We start from the raw sequence: 24,263 nt of genomic DNA, 5'->3' as shown, positions 1-24,263 counted from the left end.
GCCGGTGGCCGCGTCGAGCGCCGTGGTTTTTCGTCGTGACGGCTTCCGCCTCAGTCGTCGGACCGCGCCTCCAACAACCCCGCCAGTTGCTCGGCGACCCCCGACAGCACCGCGGTCCCCGCGGCGGCGACGACGAGCGCCCCCGCCGCGTCGAACACCAGGTCGAGCATCGTGTCGCCCAGTCCGTACTGGGTGAGGATGCGCGGGACGCCGAGCGAGGCGGCGGCCAGGCCCGTGAAGAACTCCACGAGTTCCCAGACGACGCCGAACGCCATCACGAACAACAGGAGGTACGCAAACAGGAACCCCGACGTGAGGTGCACGTCGACGGAGTACTCGTCGACCGCCCGGGCCGCCGCGTACCCCGCGGCGGCGACAACCGACGACGAGAGGGTGTGGGTCACGTGGTCGTACCACCACAGCGACTGGTAGGCGCTGGCGTCGACGCCGGGCAGCGGCACCGTCCCGACGGCGTGGAGGAACACCGCCGCCGTGATCCAGAGGGTCAGCCCCGGGCCGAGGGTCAACTGGTAGTCGCGCTCCAGCACCGCGGGGAGTTGCGTGACGGCCAGGCCGACCGCCGCGTTGACGACGATGCCGAGGTTCCGCCGCCAGAGGCCCACCAGCAGAACGCCGAGCAGACCGAACTCCATCGCCCGGACCAACTGGCGCTGGCGCGCACGGGACGGCCGCACGCGCGAACGGACCGTCACGGCGCTCCCTCCGGCGTCGCGAGTACCGCCGTCATCGGGCCACCTCCTCGTCTCCGCCCGCACGCTCGTCGACCGCCGCCTCCAGCAGGTAGCGCTCGAAGACGATGGCGCTGAGGACGCCAGCGACCGTCGCGGTCACGAACCCCCACATCAAGCGAGCGTTCGTCTCGGGGAAGCCGCTCCCGAACGCGAGGTCGAGCGCCCACTGGAGGACCGCCCAGAAGCCGGTCAGCCCCACGGTGGCGACGACGACGAAGAACGTGGTGAACGCCGTCGAGAGCCGCACGTCGGTCAGTAAGTGGACGTCCAGCACCGCCACGAGCGCGAACGTCGCCACGCCGACGAAGACCGCGAAGACCTGGACGACGTCCGACCCGTAGACCCGGAGGTACGTCGGCGCGGCGCTGAGCACCAGCAGCGTCCACGGGTACGTCCGGGTCCAACTGCGCTCGGCGACCGCCGGGACGGCCGCGACCGCGGCGAACAGGAACGCCATGACCGCGGCGACGAGTCTGAACGCCGCGAGGCTCACGAGGCCGGTGGCCGCGAGTGCGACGACCACCGCCCAGGCGAGCGCCGCGTTCCGGGCACCGTCTCGCAGGAATCGCTCGGGTTGAAGCTGGGCCACGCTGGAGACTCCGTTCGGAGAGTCGGACGACCGACGCTCACATAACGGTCCGGAACTCGAAGCGAACGGACAGGTCCGAACGGTTTTCGCGGAACTCTACCTGCGGGGCGGTTTCCGGCGGTTGAAGTGCGCGCCGACGAATCGACCGGTATGGAAGCGCTGGAAGAAGTCGTTCGCGCCCGCGGCCACGAGAACGTGGCCGCCGAACACGCGAGCACCTTCGAAGTGACGACCGACGACTACCTCACCCCCGCCGGCGACTGCATCCTCGGCGTCGAGGCCGACCGCGCGCCCGCCGACTTCGACCCCGAGTTCGTCGCGGCCTGCAGGGACGCCGACGCCACCATCACCGCCACGTTCGAGACGGGCGGCCACAGCGACACCGTCGCCGGTCGCGGCGACCCCGACCTCAGCTTCGAGGACGAACGGAGCATGGTCGGCCGCACCAGCGACTACGTCGACGACCGCACGATTCTGGTCGGCGCGGCGTTCGCCGCCGAGGGCTTCGACCGCGACCTCGTGGCCGCGCTCGCCGACGGCGCGGACCTCGCGGTCACGCTGACCGTCGAGCGCCCGGAGTAATCGGTATCGTACGCGCAGAAAACGAAACCTCCGTCGCCGACGCGGACCGCGACGGCCGGTGTTCGCACGGCGACGGCCCGCGAACGCGTTCGCGGGCCGTCGCCGTACGCCCGTCGTCGCTCACCCGCGGTCGGCCGTCGTGTCGTTCCCCGCGGTCGAGCGACCGTCGTCGCCGACGTCGAAGTTGACGGAGGTCGGTTGTAGTCCCTCGCGAAGTATCTTGTCCCGCTCTTCGGCGTCGAGTCCTTCGAGCCGACCCTGTATCGTTATCTCGACCGTGTCGTCGGCGTCGACTCGATCGACGCTCCAGATGAGAGAGTCCCATTTCTCCGTTTCTTTCATGATTCGTTCCTCGTTCTGCAGCCGTCTCCCCGCTACCCCCTCCACGGGGCGCCAGACGTGGTTGGGCCTCGTGCAACTTAACGTCGTGGCTCGTCCGTCCGGGACCGCCGCGGGGGCTCCCGATACCGAATCCCAGCGGCTTCGGCCGGTCGGAGTCGGTGCCTTCCGGCACGCCGACGAGCGCGTCGGTCGGTCGTCGCGTCATCCCCTTCTCCCCCGACGAGCGCGCAGTGCCTTCCAGAACCGACGGAACCGGTCGACGGTGTCGGCCGTCCGGGAGACGGTGACGCGGAGTTCGCCGTCGTCGACCCGGAGACAGAGCCGATTCAGGCTGGTCCGGTACACCGTGAAGTGCTGGCCGTCGGCGTCGACCTGCGTCCGGTCGTCCAGCAGGTCGTACTCTTCTAGGACCTTCACTCGACGGTAGACCGTCGAGAGCGAGACGTCGCACCGTTCGGCCAACTCCTCGGCGGACATCGGTCGACCGCTGGCGAGTTCGAGGATGCGCAGGACCTGCGCCTGCCCCAGGACGTCCGAGAGGTCGGAAGCATCGAGTTCCTCGGCCACGCCGGCCGTACGACGGCGGACACCGTATGACTACCTCTCGGATTCGGGGGTCGGTCCGACCGTTTTAATCCGACGGCGACCCGATTCGTGGTATGGACGACCCCGAACCCGCCGAGAACATCAGCGGGGGCGACCCCGACGCCAGCGCGTTCGCCTCCTTCGAGGCGGGCGACGCGGCGACCCGGGCCGAGGCGGTCGTCGACCGCCTCGGCCGCCTGTACTGGCAGAAGACCTACGGCGGCCAGGACGCCTTCGAGTGTCTCGTCCGGACCATCTTGAGCCAGAACACCAGCGACGTCGCGAGCCAACCCGCACACGACGCGTTGATAGCGCGCTACGGGTCGGCGTCCGACGGCGCCGACGCGAGTGCGAACCGGACCGCGAGGTCGGCGAACGACGGCCTCGCGAACGCCGACCTCGCGGCCGCGCTCGCGGACGCCGACCGCGAGGAACTCGCCGACACCATCCGCTCGGCCGGCCTCTACAACCGGAAGGCGGAGGTGCTCGTGACGGTCGCCGAGCGCATCGTCGAGGAGTACGGCGGCGACGAGGCGTTCGACGCGTTCGTCAGGGAGCGCGACCCCGCCGAGGTCCGGTCGGCGCTGCTGGACCTGGACGGCGTCGGCCCCAAGACCGCCGACTGCGTGCTCCTCTTCGCCGGCGGCCGGACCGGCGTCTTCCCGGTCGACACCCACGTCCACCGCATCTATCGCCGACTCGGCGTCGCGCCTCCCGAGGCCGACCACGAGGCGGTCCGGGCGGTCCTGGAGCGCGACGTGCCGGCCGAGAAGTGCGGGTTCGGTCACACGGCGTCCATCCAGTTCGGTCGCGAGTACTGCAAGGCGCGGAAGCCGGTCTGCCTCGACGGACTCGACGAGTGTCCGCTGTCGGACCGCTGCGACAGGGTGGGCGTGGACCCGGAGACGGGTGAGGTCGTCGACCCGGCGGGAACCGTCTCCGACGACTGAACGACCGCCGCGAGCGTCTTCCGCACTCAGAAGCGATACTTGTAGAGGGCGAACGCCAGGACGAGAAACAGTGGGACCAGCGGGGCCGCGGCGTCCAGCGGGACCAACAGTAGCACCACCGCGGCAGTGGCGACGAACTGAACCGCGACGAGTACGCTGAGAACTTCGGTTCGGTCGGCCATCTTCGAGCATCCGTTTCGCGGGCGACACTTGAACCTAGGGGAGCGCCGGCGTAATCGCGCGGCTATCGCGGTTCGTCTCCGAGAAAAACGTTCGGCGCGCGTTCGGACGGTTCGGTACTGGAGCGGTCGTTACTGGAGGTCGTCCTGAACGGTGAGTTTCAAGAAGGGCCGGACCGTCTCTGCCGCCTCCAGCAGTTCGACGGTTTCGCGGACGGGGTCGTAGCGGACGACGCCCGCGTCGGTCAGTCGGGGCAGGTGGACGTGGCTGAGACCGGTAAGTACCCGGTCGTAGCGGTCGCGGGTCGGGTCGCCTTCCCAGAGTGCAATCTGCTCGGCGAGTTCGCCGAGGGGGACCGCGCCGACCTTCTGAGAGAGATAGTGAAGGGCGTAGCGGCGGCGTTCGTCTGTTAACAGTTGGAAGACGGTGGTCGGCGAGAGGTCGGCAGCGTCTGTTCCAGATGCGGTAGATTTTCTAACGTCGGATCTCATGCTGATTCCCCATACTCGGCCTACGCGACGGTGAACTACTCGTCTCGGCGTGCGACTTCAGCAGAGTACACTCGGGTGTCCTCAGAGGAGCTACTTAAGTTTAGCCTTTCGTTTGAAACGCTAGTCGTCGACGAACTCCGGTTCGTGTTGCACCGCTTCGTCGGGGGAGCGTTTGCTGATTTCGACCGTCCAGTTCGGGGCGCTGGACACCGGGAGTTCGACGTCCCACGACCCCTCGACCAGCGCGCCGTCGGCGAACGCCGTCAGCAGCAGCGATTCGAGGTCGCGCTCGAACTCGACCGTCGCCGCGGTGGCCTCGCTGAACCCGTCTTCAGAAGCCATCGTCCGTCCGGGGGTGTACCGCGTGCGCGACTGACGAGACGGTTGACTGGTGGAATTTCGACTGTAGGGACTGCACACCTGGCCAGGGGCGACGCACGTACTTAACCTCGCCGCCACCTGCCGAATCCGACAGAATGGGGTCGGGCGGCGGGGTCGTCGCGGCGAAAGTCGGCCGGCGCGGGCGACGGACGAGCACGAGGCTTTTTAACCCCCGGCCGTCTGCGTTCACCCACGCGACATGAGCACGCTGGTGGTGTGCGTCGACCGCGACGACGACATCGGGGCCAAGACCGGCCTGGAGACGCCCGTCTCCGGGTGGGAGGCCGTCCGGTCGCTGGTCACCGACGTCGGACTCGCCGACCCCGAGGACTCCGGCGTCAACTGCCTGCTCGAAGCCCTGCGAGTCGCCCGCGACCTCCGGGACGGCGACGAGGAGGTCACCGTGGCGGTCATCTCCGGGGCGGCCGACACGATGGTAGGCCGCGACCGCGCGGTCGCGGCCCAGACCGACGCGCTCATCGCCGAACACGACCCCGACTCGGCCGTGGTCGTCATCGACAGCGCCCAGGACGAGCGACTCGTCCCGGTCATCGAGAGTCGGATTCGCGTCGACGCCGTCGACCGCGTGGTCGTCCGGCAGGCCCGTGACATCGAGTCGACCTACTACCTCCTGAAGCAGTTCCTCGCCGACGAGGAACTCCGCCAGACCGTCCTCGTTCCGGTCGGCCTCGCGCTCCTCGCCTTTCCCATCGTGCTGATGGCGTTCGGTCCGGCCATTGCCATCTCCTCGATAACCGCGGTCATCGGTCTGTTCGTCCTCTACAAGGGACTCGGCGTCGACGAGTATCTCGCCGACCTCCCCGCGGAGGTCCGGGACGCGCTGTACTCCGGCAGGGTGTCCATCGTCACGTACGTGGTCGCGGCCGGCCTCTCGCTGGTCGGCGTGTTCGCGGGGGCGCTCCGCGTCTCGGACATGACGGTGGCCGACGGGAACTTCCTGATGCCCGCGATGGCGTTCGCGTTCGCCTCCGTTCCGTGGCTCGCGGCGGCCGCGCTGGCGGCTTCGACCGGTCGCCTGCTCGACGAGGCCATCCGGAACGACCGGGTGCGCAACTCCTACATGAACCTCCCGTTCGGCGTGCTCGCGGTGGGACTCGTCGTCCGGGGCTTCTCGGCGTACTTCCTCCAGCGCGAGGGGTACGTCCCGGCGGTCGTGATTCCGCACGTCGAGGTCGGCAACTTCGCCGTCGAGTCCACCGAACTGACGGCCGGCACTCGCCTCGCGGTGTTCGTCGTCGCGGGCGTGGTCGTCAGCCTGCTCGGGGTGCGGGTCTCCTCGTACGTCGGCGGGTCGACCATCGAGGAGGAACTCGCCGAGGAACACGAGTCCGCCGAGTAGTTCTATTTCGCGGGGCGTCCGAGACCGCGAGGCATTTACCCGGCCGCTCCCGACTGGCCCACATGACCGACGGACGCGAGCGGAGCGGCGAGTGGGTGTCGCTGTTCTCCGGCGGGAAGGACTCCTCGTGGGCGCTCTACCGTGCGCTGGAGGCGGGCCTGGACGTGACGCGACTCGTCACGGTCCACCCCGAAGGCGACTCGTACATGTACCACGTGCCGGCGACCCGCCTCGCCTCGCTGGCGGCCGAGAGCGTCGGCATCGAGTTGGTCGAGGTCGAACCCGACGACTTCCGGGCGAGCGAGGCCGCCGAGTCGGGCGCGCAGGGCGACGCCGAACTCGAACCCCTCGAAGCCGCGCTCGCCGACCTCGACGCCGAACTACCGGGCGGACTGGCCGGCGTGACCGCCGGTGCGGTCGAGAGCGAGTACCAGACCTCCCGCATCGAGGGGATGTGCGAGCGACTCGACGCCGACCTGTTTGCGCCGCTGTGGCAACGCGACCCCCGCGAACTCGCCGACGCGATGCTCGACGCCGGCTTCGAAATCACCGTCGTCCGGGTGGCGGCCTACGGCCTCGACGAGTCGTGGCTCGGCCGGACCCTCGATGCCGACGCCGTCGCAGAACTGGAGGCCCTCAACGAGAGCCACGGGGTCCACATCCTGGGCGAGGGCGGGGAGTTCGAGACGCTGGTCACCGACGGCCCGCACATGGACCGGCCCATCGAACTCGACTACGAGACGGAGTGGCAGGGCTCGCGCGGGACGCTGCACGTCGACGACGCCTGGCTTGGCGAGTGAGAGTCAGGGTTCGGGATTCGAGCGGTCGACTCTCGGTGTCGGCGAGAAAGCTTGACCATCCGAGTGGCGCGTGCTGGCGCGACTCCGCGGTCACGCGAGCGAAGCGAGGGTGACCTCGGAAGACGCGGTTGTCTTCCGGTGGTTTGGAGTCGCGCCCACGTCGCGCGAGGTCTTCGGTCGCTGACGCTCCCGAAGGCTCGTCAGAGCTTTGCTCTGACGGTGGATGACTGAGTGAGCGCCGGAGGCGCGAACGAAGGAGTCGGCTGGGGAGGCGTGTGGCTGTTGCGGGACGGTGGTGGTCACTCAATCGTGGAGTGGGAGTGGCGGTCGCAGTTTGCGGAGTCGTGAAAGTAGCAGTCGCGGTTCACGGGAAGTAGCTCTTGGAGCAGGGATTCACAGCGTTCGGTCGCTGTCAGCGGAGTAGCAACCATCTACAGGTACCCAGCAACCGAATCTACGGAACCCCCACCAAAACAGTTAGTCGAAGCCCAGCGACCGGTTCGACGAGAGGTCGTGTTCGATGGACGACCCGAGTTCCACGAACTCGTAGTCCTCGTCCGCGAGGTAGACCCCGCCGTCCTCGACGGTCACCTCGACGTCGTTCAACACCGCGCCCTCGCAGGGGCCGTAGGTGCAGTGGCCCGAGTCGTCCTCGAACAGCGCGCCGTGCTTGCCGCAGACCAGTTCGCCGTCGCGCTTTGTCGCGCCGCTTCCCTTGTCGAGTCGCACGTCGGTCCAGTGCTGGCAGTAGTTGGTGTAGGCGGCTACCTCGCCGTCTCCCTCGATTCTGGTCAGGATGGCCTCGATCTCGTCGAACCCGTCCCGAATCGTGAAGAGGAGCGTCGTGTCGGCGGGTACGTCGTCGACGTCGGTGATTCGACTGTCCTCGTCCATTTGGTCCGTCGTAGCGGTCCGGGGGAATTGAAGGCTTCTACTCTGGGAAACGATTCGGAGAATCATCGGTGGCGAAACGCGATGTCCCGCAACAACCGTGACTTCGACCGCTTCGAAAGTCCCACCCTGCAATCCGCCGGTCTACTCGTCCGTCGCGTAGTACTCACGTTCGACGCGCGCGTCGAACGCCCGGATTAACTCGTCCGTGACCGGCCCGCCGCCGACGTCCTCGCCGTCGACCGACGCCAGCGGTCGAATCTCCCAGGTCGTGTTCGTCAAGAACGCCTCGTCGGCTTCGCGGAGGTCAGCTGGGTCGAAGGTTCCCTCTTCGACAGGTATTCCGGCGTCGGCGGCGAGTTCGAGGACGAACCGGCGGGTAACACCCGGGAGAATCGGGCCGTCGAGGCTCGGGGTCTTGAGCGCGCCGTCGGTCACGAAGAAGAGGTTGCTCGTCGCGCCCTCCGCGAGGTTCCCGTCGGCGTCGAGAAGCAGGGCCTCGTCGGCGTCCTCGCCGAGTTCCAGTCGGGCGAGAATCCCGTTGAGGTAGTTGTGGGTCTTCGCGCTCGCGGGTATCGCGGTGTCGGGAATCCGGCGGGTTTCGACGACTTCGGCGCGGGCGTGCCCGTCCCAGACCGGTTCGCTCGCCTCGCTCGCACCGCCCCGCGGGAGTTCCGCGACGTAGACGACGACCGTGGGGTCCTCGACGGGGCCGGGCGAGAGCTTTCCTGGCTGGACGCCTCTGGATATCGAGAGTTTCACGTACGCCTCCTCGAAGTCGTTGGCATCGACGGTTTCGTCGATTCGCTCGCGGAGGTCGGTTTCGGAGAGGCCATGGTCGAGCGACAGGGCGTCGCAGGTCCGTCGGAGGCGCTCGGCGTGAGCCTCCCACTCGAAGACCTCGCCGCCGTAGGCCCGCAGGGTTTCGAAGGCGGCGTCGCCGTACATGAATCCCCTGTCGCGGACGTTCACGGTCGCCTCCTCGGCCGGCACGAGGTCGCCGTTCACGTGGTAGCGTACTGGCATTGTTGGCAGGGATTCACCGGCACCGCTCGCAGAAGTTCTCGACGAGTCGCTTCCCGCAGTCGGTCAGGATGCTCTCGGGGTGGAACTGAACGCCGATGTGGGGGCGCTCGCGGTGGCGCACCGCCATCAGCACGCCGTCGTCGGTCCGGGCCGACGGGACCAGCGCGTCGGGGAGGTCGGCCTCCTCGACCGACAGCGAGTGGTAGCGCCCGACCTCGAAGCGCTCGGGGAGGCCGGCGAAGACGCCCGCGCCGTCGTGGCGAATCGCCGAAGGTTTGCCGTGGACGACCTCCGGCGCGTGGCCGACCGCCGCGCCGTTGGCGGCACAGAGCGCCTGGTGGCCCAGACAGACCCCGAGTGCGGGGTAGTCGGTCTCGGCGAACACCGGAATCGAGAGGCCGGCGTCCTCGGGGACGCCGGGACCGGGCGAAACCACGACGCCGTCGGGGTCGAGCGCCGCGAGGCCGTCGAGGTCGATGGCGTCGTTGCGCCGGACCACCACCTCGTCGTCGAACTCGCCCACGTACTGGACGAGGTTGTACGCGAACGAGTCGTAGTTGTCTATCACCAGGATGGTCATGCGAGCGTGTCTCGTTGGGTGAGGGTTGCTATCGAGGCGGCTAAAGCGTCTCGGTTACCTGCTGTGCGTCGCTCTCGATGCTTCGTGCGCTACGACTGTGGATAGTTCAGTCGCCCGCACGCCGATGCTCCACCGAACCACAAAAGGTGGATTCGAACGACCGTACCGCAGACCGCCACTCGCACGACACAATTGAGAAACCGCACCGCAACCGCCACTGCAGACCACGTGCCTCCCCAGCCGACTCGCTCACTTCGTTCGCTCGTCCCTCGCACGAATGAAGGCGCGGCATAAAGCCGCGCCAGCGCGCGCCATAACCAACAGACGGTAGCGCGCATCCTCACAGCCGACGTGGCGCGTGCGGTCGTGCCCTCGTGGTCTTCCTGAGTGAAACGAAGGAAGGCTCGTCGGAGCTTCGCTCCGACGGTGCGCGACAACTCGCGCGAGGGACGACCGAGTGAGCGGTGCGAACGAATCGGCTGGGGAGGCATGTGGGTTGCAGTGGCAGTGCGGCTACTCATCTGCATCGTGTAAGTAGCGGCCGGGGTTGCGGTAGCAGTCGCGGTTCCAGTTGTGGAGTGTGAGTAGCGGTCGCCGTTGCGGTATCCGGTTTGACAGAGACGTCCGCTTCACTCCACCGCCAGCCGCTTCTCTCCACCTAAAGCCTCGTCCACCGCGTTCAACAAGGCACGCGCCTTCGCCAGCGTCTCGTCGTACTCGCGCTCGGGCACCGAGTCGTGGACGATGCCGGCCCCGACGCGGAGGTGGTACTCGTCTCGATACCGGACGAGCGTCCGGATGACGATGTTCAGCGTCGCGCGGTCGTCGAATCCCAGGACGCCGATGCTCCCGGTGTACGGCCCCCGACGAGTCGATTCGAGTTCGTCGATGATCTCCACCGTACGGGGTTTGGGCGCGCCCGTGATGGTCCCGCCGGGGAACGTCGCCGCGATGGCGTCTGTGAGTCCACGGTCGGCACGCAGGCGGCCCTCGACCGCCGAGACGAGGTGCATCACCTCCGAGTAACGGTCGACCCGGCGGTAGTCCGAAACCTCGACCGACCCGTACTCGCAGACCTTTCCGAGGTCGTTGCGCTCCAAGTCGACCAGCATCGCGTGCTCGGCGCGCTCCTTCTCGTCGCCCAGCAGGTCGGCCTCCAGTTCCGCGTCCTCCGCCGGGGTTTCGCCCCGCGCTCTGGTTCCGGCGATGGGTTCGGTGACCGCCCGGTCGCCGTCGACGTCGAGCAGGAGTTCGGGACTCGCGCTCACGAGGTCGACGCCCGGGAACTCCAGCAGGCCGGAGTACGGCGCGGGATTCACCCGCCGGAGCGCGTCGAACGCCTCGACGGGGTGGACCGCCGCGGGCGCGACGAGGCGTTGGGAGACGTTGGCCTGGAACGTCTCGCCGTCCCTGACGTACTCCTTCACCTGGCGGACGGCCTCGGCGTAGGCGTCCTGCCCGCAGTCGCTCTCGAACTCGGCGGTTTCGGCGTCGACGCGCGGCGGCCCCACCGTGCGCTCGCCCTCGCTCGCGGCGCGAGCGAGGGCGAGCGCGCGTTCTCGTGCGTGCTCGTAGGTTTCGTCGAGGTCCGCGTCGGCCGGGAGTCGCGGGCAAGCGGTGATGCGGAGCGTCGTTCCGCCCTCGGACGTCCTCGGCTCGCGAGTCGTTCCTCCTCGCTCGCTACTCCGAGGTTCGGGCGACGCGGTGTCCGCGTCGCCCGAACCTCGCGGCTCGCGGCTTCGCCGCTCATCATTTCGAGACGCGCCGGACGCCGCGAGCGCGGCGTCCGGCGCGTCTCGCGGTTCTTCCCACGCCGCGACGCAGTCGTACAGCCCGAACTGCACCCGCGGTAACCCGCGGTCGTCGATTGCTCGTTCGGGGACGTCTTCCAGTTCGCGCACGAGGTCGTAGGACAGCCAGCCGAACAGCCCGCAGGGGTAGGGAACCTCGCAGTCGCCCCGGACGAGTCGCTCACCGGCGAGGGCAGCGTCGAGGGCGGCGAGGCTGGGACTCGCGGAGTCGTCGCCGAGCACTGTCGCCTCCCCGTGGGTCGTCAGTCGCTCCGCGGGTTCGACGCCGAAGTACCCCCAGCCAGGTTGGCCGCCCGTCGTGGCGAGGTAGAAGCCACCGGAACCGTCGCGCGCCCGCCGGTAGGCCTCGAACGGGTCGGCGACGCGGACCCGGACTTCGACCGGGACTCGCGCGCCCGCGGGAGCGCCGGCGGCCGTCTCGCGGAACGTCTCCCGGTCGGTCGCCACGGTCGGGTCGCTCATCGGGTGGGAGGACGGAGGGGAGAAGTAACCGCTTTCCGGTTCGGTGTGGCGCCACGCGTCATGCCGAACCGGAACCGTCTCGACGTCAGTACTCCTGGGCGCGCTCGATCCAGCCGGAGATGCGCTTTTCGGACAGCCCCGTCTCATCGGCGAGCTGGTCGGCGTCGGCCCGCGCCAGTTCCGCAACGTCGGCCACGCCGGCGTCGCGGAGTCGCTCGGCGTACGCCGATCCGATGCCCTTGATGTCGTCGAGGGGCGCGCCCTCGCCGACCGGTTCCTCGGCGGCCTCGTCCGGTTCGAGTTCGGCCTCGTCTTCGGTATCCTCGGGCGTCGGCTCGGGTTCGTCGCCCGCGCTCTGGTCGGGAATGGCGGCGTCGGTCGACGGCTGTGTCGCCTCCGACGGTTCTGCGGCCTCGTCGGTCTGGGACGGCGCGCTCTCGGCCTCGGGCGCGGTCGTCACATCCTCGGTTGTGACCCCGGCCTCGGCGTCGGACTCCGGTTCGGGTTCGGATTCCGCGACCTCGTCGGTTTCCGGTTCGGCCTCGACCTCGGCTTCGGGTTCCGTGACCTCGTCGGTTTCCGATTCGGCGTCCTCCCCGGGTTCGGCGTCTTCCGCCGGTTCGGTTTCGTCGACCGCGGGTTCGGCTTCGGACTCGGCTTCGGGTTCCGCCTCGGCGCTAGACGGTTCCTCGGTTTCGGCCTCGGCCTCGGTGGCCGGTTCGGTCTCCGTCTCGGCCTCGGATTCTGCGTCGGGTTCCGCTTCGGTCACGCCCCGCACGTCGCTGGCGGTGCTGGTGTCGCTCTGGCTCTCGCTCTCGCTTTCGGCGCCGGTGTCGACGCCCTTGACGGCGCTTTCGGATTCGGTGTCGGGTTCCGCCGACTCACCGGGTTCGCGCTCGATGGTGACGCCCGTGTCACCGCGGCGCACCTGCGAGCGGTCCTCGTCGAATCCGAGCAACGACTTCAGCTTGGTGAGCAATCCCATTTGCGTGACAGTAGACGGCGCCGGTACTTAAATCCGTGTTCGAAGCGCTTCGTTCATCGCGTCCACGGGGGCATCCCGGCCGGTCCACCGCTCGAACGCTTCTACCCCCTGATACAACAGCATCCAGGCACCGTCGACGGTCGTCGCGCCGCGCTCGCGGGCATCCCGGAGGAGTCTGGTGTCGAGCGGTCGGTACACCGCGTCGAGCACCGCGAGGTCGGCGTGGAGCGCGTCGGCCGGCACCGGCGAGCGGTCCTCCTCCATGCCGACGCTCGTTGCGTTCACGAGCACGTCGGCGTCGGGAACCCGCGTTTCGAGGCTCTCCAAGCCCCCGGCGGTCGCTTGCTCCGCGGCGTCCGCGCGCGACTCGCGCGCGGACGCCGCGCGGACGTCGGCTGAGAGCGCCTCGGCGCGCTCGACGGTCCGATTGGCGACGTGGACCGTCGCGCCGGCGTCGGCGAGCGTGAACGCCGCGGCGCGGGCGGCCCCGCCCGCACCGACGACGACCGCCCGGGCGCCCGAGAGGGAGACGTCGTGGTGGGCGAACGCCCGCCGCACGCCCTCGGCGTCGGTGTTGTACCCCCGCGGGGTTCCGTCCGGGCCGAGGGTCGAGAAGTCGACGGTGTTGACCGCGCCGATGCGGGCCGCCAGGTCGTCCGGTTCGACCAGGTCGAGGGCGTCCTCCTTGAACGGGATGGTGACGTTCAGCCCCTCTATGCCGAGCGCCCGCGCACCGTCGAGCGCCGCGGGGAGGTCGTCGGGGTCCGGTTCGAAGGTGACGTACCGGGCGTCCATCCCGAGTTCCGCGTAGGCCGCCTCGTGCATCGGCGGCGACAGCGAGTGCCCGACGGGGTTGCCGAGCAGTCCGAATACGTCCATGTCGGCCGGAAGGCCCGCGACCGGGTTAACTGCTGGGTTCGGTGCAACCGTCCGAACTCCGAGATGTCGGCGCGGGCGGCGACGCGTCGCCACCCGCGCCGAGAGCGGCGTTTCCGGCCGGTCGGCGGCGTCGGTTCTCAGAATCTATAATCGTCCGAATACTTATGGAGTTCCTCTCGGTCGGTTTCTCGGTAGGGAAACCAATGTTGGCACTGCAAACGACCGGAGATCTTCTTCTCTCGGCGGAGACGCTGTATCTCGTCGGCGGCATCCTCCTGCTGTACCTCGGCGCGGAGTTGCTCGTCGACAGCGCCTCCTCGCTCGCGCTCGGCTACGGCATCGCGCCGGCGACGGTCGGGGTCACCATCGTCGCGTTCTCGACGACGTCGCCCGAACTGTTCGTCAGCGTCATCGGCGGCATCGGCATCTCCGACGACATCGGCCTCGGCAACATCATCGGCTCTAACATCGCGAACATCGGCCTCGTGCTCGGGGCTTCGGCGCTCGTCCAGCCGATGGGCGTCGACTCGAAGCTCCTGTGGCGACACGGGCCGTTCATGCTCGTCGCGGCGGTGTTGCTCGTCCTGCTCGGCTCGGACGGCACGCTCGGTCCGTTCGACGGCGCGGCGTTGCTCGTGACGCTCGCGGTGTTCACCGGCTACATGCTCTACGAGTCCCGGGCCGACGACGGTGACGTGATTCCCGACGAGATGCAACTCGACGACGATTCGGGGTCGGCCGGCTTCCGGGAGTTCGCCGTCCTCGCCGGGGCGGGCGTCTGCCTGCTCGGCGGGTCCATCGGCCTCGTGCAGGGCGGTACCGGCCTCCTGCGGTCGTTCGGCTTCGGCGACCTCTTCATCGCCATCACCATCATCGCGTTCGGCACGTCGCTGCCGGAACTCGCGACCTCCGTGCTGAGCGCGCTCCGCGACGAAGCAGAGTTCAGCGTGGGCAACGTCATCGGTTCGAACATCTACAACGTCCTGGCGGTCGTCGGCCTGCTCGCGGTGGTCAACCCGCTGACGGTCACGGCCAGCGTCCAGACGTTCCACTTCCCGGTGATGGTCGCGTTCACGGTCGGCGCGATGGCGCTGATGGCCTACAAGCGGAGCATCTCGCGGTGGAGCGGCGTCGCGCTCGTCGGCGGCTACGCCGGGTTCGTCTACCTGCTGTTCCCGTGAACTCCGTTTCCGTCGTCTCGTCGAACTAGTAACGCAAGACCTACTTTTCGGGGCGAGCAAGACCCGGTGAGAGTCATGTCCAGTCGCCTACGACACCCGCTGGTGGCGGTCGCCGCCACGGTGTTACTGACGTTGCCCTGGGTCGTCACCAGGCTTTCCGGGAACGTTCACGCGATGAGCGACCTCGCGACGGTCGGCATCACCGGCCTCGCGGTCCTCGGCGCGTCGTTCCTGCTGGCGTGGGGCGCAGAAACCGCCGAGAAAGACGTGCCGCGAGCGTTCGCGCTGGCGGTGCTCGCGGTGCTCGCGGTCGCCCCCGAGTACGCCGTCGACGCGCTGTACGCGTGGACCGCCGGCGCGAACATCAACACTCCGCGCGGAATGGAAGCCGCCAACCTCGCGGTGGCCAACATGACCGGCGCGAACCGCATCCTCATCGGCCTGGGCTGGTCGGGCATCGCGCTGTTCACCATCTACCGCTCGGGGAGTTCGGACGACCCCGCGGTCAACGAGAGTTCCGGCATCATGGCCGACCACCTCGAACTCGACCGCGACATCGCCACCGAGATAACGTTCCTGCTGATCGCCACCGCCTACGCGTTCTTCGTCCCGCTGGGCAACGGCATCGGCATGCCCGACACCATCGTCCTCGTCGGCCTCTACGTCACCTACATCGCCATCATCATCCGCGGCGACGTCGAGGACCACGAAGAGCAGGTCGGCGTCCCGGCGTACTTCCAGTCGCTCTCGAAGATTCCGCGCATCCTCACCGTCCTCGTGCTGTTCGCCTACTCCGGCGTGATGATCTACACCGCGGTCCACCCGTTCGCCCACGGGTTGGAGGAACTCGGGACGGCCGCCGGCATCCCGCCGTTCTTCATGATCCAGTGGATCGCGCCGCTGGCCTCCGAGTCGCCCGAACTCATCGTCGTCGCCTACCTCGTCAACAAGGCGCGTTCGACCGCCGGGTTCAACGCGCTCATCTCCTCGAAGCTCAACCAGTGGACGCTGCTCATCGGGACGCTCGCGGTCGTCTACAGCATCGCCGCCGGCCAGATCGGCACGCTTCCCTTCGACCACAAGCAGACCGCCGAAATCTGGATCACGGCAGCCCAGAGCTTCTTCGCGCTGGCCATCCTCTCGAACTTCGAGATCAGCGTCCGGGAGGCGGTCGCCATCCTGGTGCTGTTCCTCACTCAGTTGGTCGCGGAGTTCTACGTCATCCGGACGGTGGCCGAACCCCAGGCGACCGAACTCAGCATCCTCATCCTCTACGCCTACACCGCGGTCTACCTCGTGCTGGGCGCGGTGCTGTTCGCGATGCGGCGCGCGGAACTCAAGTATCTCGTCGGTCGCACCGTCGACAACGCCCGCGACGCCATCGGCGGTCGGTCCGGGCAGGTCGACCACGCCGACTGACGCCTGAAGGATAGTTCGAAGACTTCTGCGGACCGACTTTCGACGCACGTTCTACCGTGAGTTGCGAGAACGGAGATTACGCTTCGTCGAGGAAGACGCGGTTGTAGCCCCACAGGACGACGACCGCCAGCAGGACGCCGGCTGCGAGCGAACACAGAACGAGGGGTGCGCCGCCGACTCCGAATAATTGTAACGCTTCGACGACCAGGAACACCGAGCATACGTAGAGCCAGACGACACCGAGATTCCGAAGTCCGTCGGCTTCCGTCAGTTCCATGAGGTCACGGAAGTTCTTTTCACTATAAGCAGTTGATGAAATACCGGCGCTACCTGGGTCCGAAGCGAGACGACCGCGGCCTTCGATGGGCTTAATCCGCGCTCCTCCCAATCCCCACCCGTGATAGCCATCGTCGTCAGCCGCGCCGACTCGGCCTCCGTCCACGTCGGCGAGCACCTGCTGGAGCTGGCCGACTGGGAACAGCGCGAAGACGACTTGCTGGCCGACGCCGAGGGCGGCGGTACCTACTACCGGCGCGAGGGGTTCGAACTCCGGGAGTTCGACGCCCTCCACCTCGACGTCGAGGACGCCGCCGGACCCTTCGACTCGCCGGACTGCCTCGTCTTCGCCTCCCGGCACTCCGGCGACACCGGTCCGCTGCTGACCGCCCACTTCACGGGCAACTTCGGCCCCGCGAAGTACGGCGGAACGGAGGGCGGCCTCGCGGAAGCGTGCCCGAACGCGCTCGCGCGACTGCTCGACGCCTTTGCCGAGCACGCGCCCGAGGAGTACGAGGTCGGCATGGAGTGTACCCACCACGGCCCCTCCGAGGTCGGCGTTCCCTCGCTGTTCGCGGAACTCGGCAGCGACGAACCCCAGTGGGACGACCCCGACGGCGCGCGAGCGGTCGCCCGGTCGATTCTCGACCTGCGGGGCGTCGCCCCGCACCGCGACCGACAGATGGTCGGCTTCGGCGGCAACCACTACGCGCCCCGGTTTACTCGCATCGCCCGCGAAACCGACTGGGCGGTCGGCCACGTCGCCGCCGACTGGGGCCTCGACGAGATGGGCGCGCCGGAGCACAATCGGGACGTGCTTGCCCGAGCCTTCGAGGCAAGTCGTGCCGACCGCGTGGTGGTCGACGGCGACCGCCCCGACCTCGAAGCCGAGGTCGCCGACCTCGGCTTCGAGGTAGTGAGCGAGACGTGGGTCCGGGAGACGACGGGCGTCCCGCTCGCGCTGGTCGAGTCGCTGGAGGCCGACCTCGCGCCGGTCGGCGAGGGCCTGCGGTTCGGCGACCCTGCGAGGTGCGACGACGCCGACGGTCCGGACGAGTACGAACTCGTAGACCTCCCGGAGGAACTGTTGGCGGAGGTCCAGGGTATCGACGCCGACGCCGCCCGCGAGGCCGTCGAAGTGAACGTCCTCGCGTTCGAAACCGAGCAGAGCGGGACGCGGGCGGTCGGCCGGGCCGCGAGTCGCGGCCCGGCCGACCGCGAAGCGCTGGTGGCGGCGCTGGCCGACGTGCTGGCCGAGAAGTACGACTCGGTCGCGCGCGAGGACGACGCGGTGGTCGCGCGCCAGACGACCTTCGACCCGGGAAAGGCCCGCGACCTCGGCGTGCCGGAGGGGCCGGAGTTCGGGAAACTCTCGGCGGGAGAGGCAGTGACGGTGGGCGACGAGGAGATACCGCCCGAGGCGGTCCGGACCGAGCGGACGGTCCGGTTCCCGGTCTGAACCGAGCGCCGCGGGGACCGTTCGGGCGCGAGAGCCGTCATATGTCAGCGATTGTCAGACGTTCGTCCGACAGAGAGGGGAAAGATAATTAAGCTCCGTTCTCAAGGCAACTTCAGCATGGACTCGCTAGTCGAAGACGCCATCGAGGAAGCCGAGGGGGGTAGCTCCTCGCACCAACCCACGTCGGGGGGTGCCGCGGAGGCGGCGAACATGACGGGGACGATGACCGACGAGGAACTCAAGGACGTACTTCAGGACCTTCAGACCGACATCACGGTGGTCGGGTGCGGCGGTGCCGGCGGTAACACCGTCAACCGCATGGCCGAAGAGGGCATCCACGGCGCGGCGCTCGTGGCGGCCAACACCGACGTTCAGCACCTCGTCGAGATCGAGGCCGACACCAAGATTCTGATGGGCGAACAGAAGACCCAGGGTCGGGGTGCCGGGTCGCTCCCGCAGGTCGGCGAGGAGGCCGCCCTGGAGAGCCAGGACGAGATCTACGACGCCATCCAGGGCTCGGACATGGTGTTCGTCACCGCCGGACTCGGCGGCGGCACCGGCACCGGTTCGGCCCCCGTGGTCGCGAAGGCCGCCCGCGAGTCGGGCGCGCTCACCATCTCCATCGTCACGACGCCGTTCACCGCCGAAGGTGAGGTCCGGCGCACCAACGCAGAGGCCGGCCTGGAACGACTCCGGGACGTCTCCGACACCGTCATCGTCGTGCCCAACGACCGCCTGCTCGACTCGGTCGGCAAGCTGCCGGTCCGTCAGGCGTTCAAGGTCGCCGACGAGGTGCTGATGCGCTCGGTGAAGGGCATCACCGAACTCATCACCAAGCCCGGCCTCGTCAACCTCGACTTCGCCGACGTTCGGACCGTCATGGAGAAGGGCGGCGTCGCCATGATCGGCCTCGGCGAGTCCGACTCGGACGCCAAGGCCCAGGACTCCGTGAAGTCGGCGCTCCGCTCGCCGCTGCTCGACGTCGACATCTCGGGTGCGAACTCCGCGCTCGTCAACGTCACCGGCGGCAACGACATGTCCATCGAGGAGGCGGAGGGCGTCGTCGAGGAGATCTACGACCGCATCGACCCCGACGCGCGCATCATCTGGGGGACGTCCATCGACGAGGACCTGGACGGCGAGATGCGCACGATGATCGTGGTCACGGGCGTCGAATCGCCCCAGATATACGGCCGCAACGAGGCCCAGCAGGCGAAGGCGAACAAGCGACTCCAGGACATCGACTACGTCGAGTAAGCTCTCCGCCCGCCCTGCCCCGCCCGCTCTCCGCGCACCGCGACAGCGCCCGCTCACGACGTGAATCGAGCCGTCGCGCATCAATAGATAGAAAAAGGCGGCTCTCTAACTGCCGGTAACATGGACGTCAAGTTAGACCTCTCGTCGTACGTTCGCGTGCTCAAGCTGGCCAGCACGCCGTCGTGGGAGGAGTTCTCCAAAATCGCGACCATCGCCGGGGCGGGAATCCTCCTCGTCGGCATACTCGGCTTTATCATCTTCGCGATCATGAGTTTCACGCCAGCGTAGGTGAGCACAGATGGGAATGTACGCAGTCAAGACGACCGCGAGCCAGGAGCGCACCGTCGCCGACATGATCATCAACCGCGAGGAGCCCGAGATTCACGCGGTCCTCGCGCCCGACTCGCTCACGAGTTACGTGATGGTCGAGGCCGACAACGACGCCGTCATCACTCGCGTGCTCGAAGAGATTCCCCACGCCCGGAACATGGTCCCGGGCAAGAGCAGTATCTCGGAAGTCGAGCACTTCCTCTCGCCGACCCCCGACGTGGAGGGTATCGCGGAGGGCGACATCGTCGAACTCATCGCCGGCCCGTTCAAGGGCGAGAAGGCCCAGGTCCAGCGCATCGACGAGGGCAAGGACCAGGTGACGGTCGAACTGTACGAGGCGACCGTCCCGATTCCGGTGACTGTGCGGGGCGACCAGATTCGCGTTCTCGACTCCGAAGAGCGCTGAGCGAGTCCCGATTTTCGAGGTCGTTTCGTGAGACTACACTGGCGACCGAACAGCGCGCCTTCGGCGCGCGCACCAGCAGTAGAAGATGCGACCGCGCCGAGACGCACTGCGTCTCGGCGCGGTCGCGTGTCCTTTTTTGGTCCAGATTTTTTGGCGAGGGTCGAAGCCGAGCGCGTTGCGCTCGGCGGAGTCCCTCGTTAAAAAAGGTGGAGAGGTAGCTTTATCAGGTGGCTCTGACCATCCCCCGTACATGACCGACTGGGAATGCGGCATCGACGACTGCGGCGAGGAGTTCGACACCGTCGAGGAGGCCATCGTCCACCAGACCACCGACCACAAGCGCCCGGAGTGCAAGGTCTGCGGGTCGGTGGTCCCCGACGGCTACTTCGCCATTCGACACGCCTTCGACGAGCACTCGCGGGCCGAGTACGTCCGGGCCTACGGCGCGAGCGCCGCGGAGGTCCGGCGGCGCGAGCGCGTCCGGGACGCCATCGAGGAGGAGGCCGACCTGCAGGCGGTCGTGAACAAACTCGACGAAGTGACCGGCGGCATCTGAGCCGCCGCGGTCGAGAGCCGCCGGGGGTTCGGGACCGACCTATCGTTTTCCGAGGCGGAGTAGCCGAAGCGCCTCTCGAATGTGGTACCGTTTTTCGTCGCGTTCGTCGGCGTCCAGCGCCCGCTGCAGGTGGCCGACCGCACCGTTCCGTCCGTCCCGCTCCGACGGCGTGCGGTCGGTGGCGTCTCCGTTGCGCGGTTCGTCCGCACCGTGAAGGGTCACGCGGGGATCTCCCCGTCTTCGACGACCTCGTTCAAGCACATCTCCAGCGCCGGGTGGCCCCGGTATCGGACCGCGTTGGTCCGCGCGTCGTAGTCGACGAGGCCCGCCTCGGCCAGTTGGGGGAGCACCGAGTGGTGGAGGCGTATCGCGACGCTGTCCGCTGTCGCGTCGCCGTCGCTTCGTCGGTTCAGAAATCCGACGAGGTCCTCGGCCGTCGCGGTTTCGGTCCCGCGGTCGCGGAAGTAGTGAAAAACGATACGGCAGTGCTCCTTCGCGAGGATGGTCAGCAACTCGTCTTCGGGTCGCTCTTCGTCTCTCGCGGGAAAATCGCCCGTTTGCCAGAAGGAGCATCTCGAGATGGGTCTGCCCTGCGCATGATTTGTACACCGGCGTCTGCGAACGGTGGCTATAGCAAGCCCGTTTAAGTCAAACTACTCGTCGTCGGGGCTCGCGAGTTCGAAGTCCTTCGCCGAAAGCCCCAACAGCGCCTTCCGAAGTATCTTCTCGGCGCCCCGCCGGACGCGCTCGGACGCCGCCTGACGCGAGATGTTTAGCTTCTCGGCGATCTCGTCGAGCGTGGTTTCGCGGGGGACGGCGAAGTAGCCGCCTTCGACCGCCCCCACCAGGGCCTCTCGCTGAGGCGGTGTCAGCCCGAAGCCGTACGTGTCGCCCGGTTCCTCGCTCAGCGAGTAGACTCGGTCGATGTGGACCGGGAAGTCGTGGGCCTGGTAGAACTGGTGGAACCGCGTAAGGTCGGCGTGGTTCTTGAACTGGGCCGTGAACGCCCACGTCGAATCGCCGTGAGCGTCCAGAATCGCACCGTTGGCCTCAACGAGGCCGTTCATGAATGCCTCCTTACTCTCGTACCACTCGACGTAGTAGAGCACGCTGTCCTCGACCCGGGTCATCACCTCGACGCGCTTGACGATGTCGCTCTTGCGGAGCGTCGATTCGACGTCGTCGAAGTCCGAACCGCTCGCCCAGACGAACGGAATTCGGCCCTCCTTCAGCGGGATGACCTGTTCGAGCGAGACGGTCACGTCCGGGTCGCCGCCGACGGCGCGGCCGAACGGGAACGCCTCGGAGGCGATGGCGAACTCGACGATGACGGCCACGTCATCCACCCCGCGATTGGGCGACCGAAACCGGCGTTCGCGGACCGCCCCGAGCGGGGCGTTCTCTCCGGAGGTGACGGTAGACTGACGAACGAGGCGACGGTAGGTACCGGGACCGAGTGACTGGTCGGAATTCGTAGATAGCCATAGTGTGCGGTTGCGATGGTGCGGAACACCGGGTCCTGTTGGGTGTCCCGCGCGACCACCACGCGAATGGTTACAACCGCACGTCGGATGCGGAGTGTACCGCCCATCAGCTCCTCCATCGTGGGAGCACCGATGGACACTCTCTCTGAACTTGTCGTTCCGTCCTCCCGATAGGTACCCCAGACGTAAACGTCTGGTGAGCGGGCCTCCGCGGGCGGCGGAGACGAGCGTCCCTCCGGCGACCGCGCGCTACCCTATTCGTTCAGGACGGCCGGCACCTCGCGGAGCGACTCGACGGCGTGGTCGGCGTTCGCTTCGACGTACGCCTCGTCGTCGGCCTCGTTCCGGAGGTATACCCCCGCGAATCCGGACTGCTGGGCCGGGAGCACGTCGCGTTCGAGGTCGTCGGCGACGAAGACGTAGCCGTCGGCCGGCAGTGCCCGCTTGGCGGCCGCGAAGATCTCGGGGTCGGGTTTGCCCGCGCCGACCTCGCAGGAGGCGACCACCACGTCGAAGCGGTCGGCGACGCCGAGGCGGTCCAACTTCCGGCGCTGGACCGGCCCCGCGCCGTTGGTGAGCACGCCCAGCGGTCGGTCCGGGGCGTCCAGGGCGTCGAGGACCTCGCGGGCGCCCGGCCGGAGTTCGGTTCGTTCGAGTTCGGCCGCCACCAGCGCGTCGGCGAGCGCCTCGGCCGTGGGGTCGAGGTCGAACGCCTCGCGCAGGTCGGCCATCGCCTCGCGGTAGGGGTCGGACCGGCACTCGCCGAAGTACTCGAAGAACGCCTCGTTGTAGCGCTCGCCGTGTTCCGGCCGCGGGGTCACGCCGCAGTCGGTCAGCGCCGTCTCGAAGACGGCGTCGTACGTCCCGTCGAGGTCGACGAGCGTGCCGTCGAGGTCGAAGAAGACCGCGTCCATGGGCCGAGTTCGCACGAAACCTCAAAATAGTTATGATTGGCGGTAGACCAGGTTGCGCTGAATCTCGTTCGCACCCTCGTAGACGACCGGGATGCGGACGTCGCGGTACACCCTGGCGATGCGTCGGTCGGTGAGGATGGAGCGGCCGCCGTGGAACTGCATGCTCTGCTCGGCGCAGTCGGTCGCGGTTTCGGTCGCCTTCACCTTCGCCATCGCCGCCCACAGGCCCGCCTCGTCGCCGTCCCGGACCTTCTGGGCGGCCCGGTAGGTCAGCGCGCGGGCCGACTCGAACTCGGTGCGCATGTCGGCCAGTCCGTGCTGGACCGCCTGGAAGTCGGCGATGGTGCGGCCGAACTCCTCGCGGCCGTGGACGAACTCCCAGGCCTCCTCGATGGCGGCGGCCGCCAGGCCGAGACCGTGGCCCGAGACGACGGTCCGGCCGTGGTTGAAGAACTCCGCGAGCATCAGGAATCCCGCGCCCTCCGTTCCGACGAGGTGGTCTTCGGGAATCCGGCAGTCGTCGAAGACGATGTGGGCCTGCTTGCTCGCGCGCATCCCCATCTTCTCGGGGATGTGCTCGGCGTCGTAACCCTCGGTGTCGGTCGGCACGACGAACAGCGAGTGGTTGCCGTAGCGGTTGTCGGGGTCGTCGCCGGTCCGGGCGTAGACGGTGATCCAGTCGGCCTCGACGCCGTTGCCGATCCAGTACTTCTCGCCGTTGAGCACCCACTCGCCAGTTTCCTCGTCCTTCTCGGCGGCGGTCGTCATCCCTGAGAGGTCGCTACCCGTCTCGGGTTCCGAAACCGCGAGGCCGGTTATCTGGTCGCCCGCGGCGACGGGTCGGAGGTACTCGTCTTTCAGTTCCACGGAGCCGTGTGCCTCGACGATTTCGGCGCCGAAACTGGCGAGTTGGAGCGTCAGCGCGATGCCGGCGTCGGCCCGGAACCACTCCTCGGCCAGCGCGAGCATCTGGACCACGTCGAAACCCCGGCCGCCGTACTCCTCGCCGATGTCCTGGGCGACGAGGCCGGCGTCCTGTCCGGCCTTGAGTATCTCCCAGGGGTACTCGCCGCGTCTGAAACACTCCTCGGCGTTGGGCGCGACGTGCTCGGCGGCGAACTCGCGGGCCTCCCGCTTGACCTCGCGGGCGTACTCGGGGACGATGTCCTCGGAGAGCAGTTCCATACGTCACGTTCCGGCGCGACGAGCATTAAATCCCGCGGCGAGAAACAACTTCGAGTCGGTTTACCCTTCTCGGGCGACCGCGACCGGACCTCTCAGTCGAAGAACGGTCGTCGACTTCCGCGAGATTCGTCCGGTCATGTCCCGGGGCAT

At 68.0% G+C, this 24,263-nt stretch carries 30 protein-coding genes; 11 read left to right on the top strand and 19 right to left on the bottom strand.

From position 1 onward, the window contains the following. Positions 1-50 precede the first annotated feature (50 nt). The gene (locus NGM07_RS17855; RefSeq protein ID WP_253514018.1) at positions 51-713 is read right to left on the bottom strand and encodes a DUF2238 domain-containing protein; all 663 of its coding nucleotides are present in this window, start codon (positions 711-713) and stop codon (positions 51-53) included. 31 nt (positions 714-744) lie between these two features. After that, a complete protein-coding gene (locus NGM07_RS17850; protein WP_253514015.1) occupies positions 745-1,341 on the bottom strand; it encodes a hypothetical protein in 597 nt (198 codons plus the stop codon). A gap of 159 nt (positions 1,342-1,500) precedes the next feature. On the opposite strand from NGM07_RS17850, the gene NGM07_RS17845 reads away from it, so the two are divergent. Further along, the gene (locus NGM07_RS17845) at positions 1,501-1,923 is read left to right on the top strand and encodes a DUF371 domain-containing protein (RefSeq protein WP_368410317.1); all 423 of its coding nucleotides are present in this window, start codon (positions 1,501-1,503) and stop codon (positions 1,921-1,923) included. 120 nt (positions 1,924-2,043) lie between these two features. On the opposite strand, the gene NGM07_RS17840 is transcribed toward NGM07_RS17845, so the two are convergent. Together NGM07_RS17840 and NGM07_RS17835 are read right to left on the bottom strand one after the other, a co-directional pair. Continuing rightward, complete coding sequence (locus NGM07_RS17840) at positions 2,044-2,265, bottom strand: hypothetical protein (protein WP_253514009.1); 222 nt, start codon at positions 2,263-2,265, stop codon at positions 2,044-2,046. Positions 2,266-2,466: 201 nt separating this feature from the next. After that, entirely contained in the window at positions 2,467-2,832 is a 366-nt protein-coding gene (locus NGM07_RS17835; RefSeq protein ID WP_253514007.1) for an ArsR/SmtB family transcription factor, read from the bottom strand. Positions 2,833-2,924: 92 nt separating this feature from the next. On the opposite strand from NGM07_RS17835, the gene NGM07_RS17830 reads away from it, so the two are divergent. Then, positions 2,925-3,800, top strand: a complete 876-nt coding sequence (locus tag NGM07_RS17830; protein WP_253514004.1) for an endonuclease III domain-containing protein — start codon at positions 2,925-2,927, stop codon at positions 3,798-3,800. 26 nt (positions 3,801-3,826) lie between these two features. On the opposite strand, the gene NGM07_RS17825 is transcribed toward NGM07_RS17830, so the two are convergent. From NGM07_RS17825 to NGM07_RS17815, 3 genes are all read right to left on the bottom strand, one after another. Next, complete coding sequence (locus NGM07_RS17825; protein ID WP_253514002.1) at positions 3,827-3,982, bottom strand: hypothetical protein; 156 nt, start codon at positions 3,980-3,982, stop codon at positions 3,827-3,829. Positions 3,983-4,111: 129 nt separating this feature from the next. Continuing rightward, positions 4,112-4,471: a DUF7344 domain-containing protein gene (locus NGM07_RS17820; protein ID WP_253513999.1), complete on the bottom strand. Its 360-nt coding sequence runs from the start codon at positions 4,469-4,471 to the stop codon at positions 4,112-4,114. 120 nt (positions 4,472-4,591) lie between these two features. Beyond that, entirely contained in the window at positions 4,592-4,813 is a 222-nt protein-coding gene (locus tag NGM07_RS17815) for a hypothetical protein (protein ID WP_253513997.1), read from the bottom strand. A 238-nt stretch (positions 4,814-5,051) separates the two neighbouring features. On the opposite strand from NGM07_RS17815, the gene NGM07_RS17810 reads away from it, so the two are divergent. Both NGM07_RS17810 and NGM07_RS17805 read left to right on the top strand, forming a co-directional pair. Then, positions 5,052-6,212 (top strand): DUF373 family protein, encoded by a 1,161-nt coding sequence (locus NGM07_RS17810; RefSeq protein ID WP_253513995.1) that lies wholly within the window; start codon positions 5,052-5,054, stop codon positions 6,210-6,212. A gap of 62 nt (positions 6,213-6,274) precedes the next feature. Continuing rightward, on the top strand, positions 6,275-7,012 hold the full coding sequence (locus tag NGM07_RS17805; RefSeq protein ID WP_253513992.1) for a diphthine--ammonia ligase: 738 nt from the start codon (positions 6,275-6,277) through the stop codon (positions 7,010-7,012). A gap of 477 nt (positions 7,013-7,489) precedes the next feature. Here the strand turns inward: NGM07_RS17805 and NGM07_RS17800 are convergent, their stop codons facing one another. The 6 genes from NGM07_RS17800 to NGM07_RS17775 form a co-directional block, all read right to left on the bottom strand. Continuing rightward, positions 7,490-7,906 carry a Rieske (2Fe-2S) protein gene (locus NGM07_RS17800; RefSeq protein WP_253513990.1) on the bottom strand — a complete coding sequence of 139 codons (417 nt, stop codon included), beginning with the start codon at positions 7,904-7,906 and terminating at the stop codon, positions 7,490-7,492. Positions 7,907-8,047: 141 nt separating this feature from the next. After that, positions 8,048-8,929, bottom strand: coding sequence for an aminotransferase class IV (locus tag NGM07_RS17795; protein WP_253513988.1), 882 nt, complete (start codon positions 8,927-8,929; stop codon positions 8,048-8,050). A gap of 13 nt (positions 8,930-8,942) precedes the next feature. Further along, complete coding sequence (locus NGM07_RS17790) at positions 8,943-9,509, bottom strand: anthranilate synthase component II (protein WP_253513986.1); 567 nt, start codon at positions 9,507-9,509, stop codon at positions 8,943-8,945. Between the two features lie 629 nt (positions 9,510-10,138). Further along, entirely contained in the window at positions 10,139-11,782 is a 1,644-nt protein-coding gene (locus NGM07_RS17785; RefSeq protein WP_253513984.1) for an anthranilate synthase component I family protein, read from the bottom strand. An 85-nt stretch (positions 11,783-11,867) separates the two neighbouring features. Beyond that, entirely contained in the window at positions 11,868-12,767 is a 900-nt protein-coding gene (locus NGM07_RS17780) for a helix-hairpin-helix domain-containing protein (RefSeq protein WP_253513982.1), read from the bottom strand. Between the two features lie 27 nt (positions 12,768-12,794). Next, positions 12,795-13,646, bottom strand: a complete 852-nt coding sequence (locus NGM07_RS17775) for a shikimate dehydrogenase (protein ID WP_253513980.1) — start codon at positions 13,644-13,646, stop codon at positions 12,795-12,797. A 203-nt stretch (positions 13,647-13,849) separates the two neighbouring features. Here NGM07_RS17775 and NGM07_RS17770 point away from each other — a divergent pair, with 203 nt between their 5' ends. Both NGM07_RS17770 and NGM07_RS17765 read left to right on the top strand, forming a co-directional pair. After that, positions 13,850-14,827 (top strand): calcium/sodium antiporter, encoded by a 978-nt coding sequence (locus tag NGM07_RS17770; protein WP_253513978.1) that lies wholly within the window; start codon positions 13,850-13,852, stop codon positions 14,825-14,827. A gap of 75 nt (positions 14,828-14,902) precedes the next feature. Further along, complete coding sequence (locus tag NGM07_RS17765; RefSeq protein ID WP_253513976.1) at positions 14,903-16,246, top strand: calcium:cation antiporter family protein; 1,344 nt, start codon at positions 14,903-14,905, stop codon at positions 16,244-16,246. Positions 16,247-16,322: 76 nt separating this feature from the next. On the opposite strand, the gene NGM07_RS17760 is transcribed toward NGM07_RS17765, so the two are convergent. Next, on the bottom strand, positions 16,323-16,523 hold the full coding sequence (locus NGM07_RS17760) for a hypothetical protein (RefSeq protein ID WP_253513973.1): 201 nt from the start codon (positions 16,521-16,523) through the stop codon (positions 16,323-16,325). Positions 16,524-16,643: 120 nt separating this feature from the next. Between NGM07_RS17760 and NGM07_RS17755 the strand changes: the two genes are divergently transcribed. The 5 genes from NGM07_RS17755 to NGM07_RS17735 all read left to right on the top strand — a co-directional run bounded on the left by NGM07_RS17755 (position 16,644) and on the right by NGM07_RS17735 (position 20,530). Next, positions 16,644-17,981 (top strand): D-aminoacyl-tRNA deacylase, encoded by a 1,338-nt coding sequence (locus NGM07_RS17755; protein ID WP_253513971.1) that lies wholly within the window; start codon positions 16,644-16,646, stop codon positions 17,979-17,981. A gap of 117 nt (positions 17,982-18,098) precedes the next feature. Continuing rightward, the gene (gene ftsZ, locus NGM07_RS17750) at positions 18,099-19,238 is read left to right on the top strand and encodes a cell division protein FtsZ (protein ID WP_253513968.1); all 1,140 of its coding nucleotides are present in this window, start codon (positions 18,099-18,101) and stop codon (positions 19,236-19,238) included. Positions 19,239-19,358: 120 nt separating this feature from the next. Next, on the top strand, positions 19,359-19,526 hold the full coding sequence (locus NGM07_RS17745; RefSeq protein ID WP_253513966.1) for a protein translocase SEC61 complex subunit gamma: 168 nt from the start codon (positions 19,359-19,361) through the stop codon (positions 19,524-19,526). A 10-nt stretch (positions 19,527-19,536) separates the two neighbouring features. Then, a complete protein-coding gene (locus tag NGM07_RS17740) occupies positions 19,537-19,974 on the top strand; it encodes a transcription elongation factor Spt5 (protein WP_253513963.1) in 438 nt (145 codons plus the stop codon). Positions 19,975-20,224: 250 nt separating this feature from the next. Then, positions 20,225-20,530 carry a DUF7565 family protein gene (locus tag NGM07_RS17735; RefSeq protein ID WP_253513961.1) on the top strand — a complete coding sequence of 102 codons (306 nt, stop codon included), beginning with the start codon at positions 20,225-20,227 and terminating at the stop codon, positions 20,528-20,530. 39 nt (positions 20,531-20,569) lie between these two features. Here the strand turns inward: NGM07_RS17735 and NGM07_RS17730 are convergent, their stop codons facing one another. The 5 genes from NGM07_RS17730 to NGM07_RS17710 form a co-directional block, all read right to left on the bottom strand. Then, complete coding sequence (locus tag NGM07_RS17730; protein WP_253513959.1) at positions 20,570-20,752, bottom strand: hypothetical protein; 183 nt, start codon at positions 20,750-20,752, stop codon at positions 20,570-20,572. After that, positions 20,749-21,042: a DUF7344 domain-containing protein gene (locus NGM07_RS17725; protein WP_253513957.1), complete on the bottom strand. Its 294-nt coding sequence runs from the start codon at positions 21,040-21,042 to the stop codon at positions 20,749-20,751. The genes NGM07_RS17730 and NGM07_RS17725 overlap by 4 nt, the downstream gene beginning before the upstream one ends. A gap of 141 nt (positions 21,043-21,183) precedes the next feature. Then, positions 21,184-21,867, bottom strand: a complete 684-nt coding sequence (locus NGM07_RS17720; RefSeq protein WP_253513955.1) for a helix-turn-helix domain-containing protein — start codon at positions 21,865-21,867, stop codon at positions 21,184-21,186. A gap of 401 nt (positions 21,868-22,268) precedes the next feature. Then, positions 22,269-22,928: an HAD family hydrolase gene (locus NGM07_RS17715; protein ID WP_253513953.1), complete on the bottom strand. Its 660-nt coding sequence runs from the start codon at positions 22,926-22,928 to the stop codon at positions 22,269-22,271. A 30-nt stretch (positions 22,929-22,958) separates the two neighbouring features. After that, entirely contained in the window at positions 22,959-24,113 is a 1,155-nt protein-coding gene (locus tag NGM07_RS17710; RefSeq protein ID WP_253513951.1) for an acyl-CoA dehydrogenase family protein, read from the bottom strand. Between the last annotated feature and the right edge of the window lie 150 nt (positions 24,114-24,263).

This window comes from Halorussus vallis, from assembly GCF_024138165.1.
Lineage (GTDB): Archaea > Halobacteriota > Halobacteria > Halobacteriales > Haladaptataceae > Halorussus > Halorussus vallis.
The sequence above is the reverse complement of the archived record's forward strand: the minus strand, read 5'-3'. Positions and strand labels throughout refer to the sequence as shown.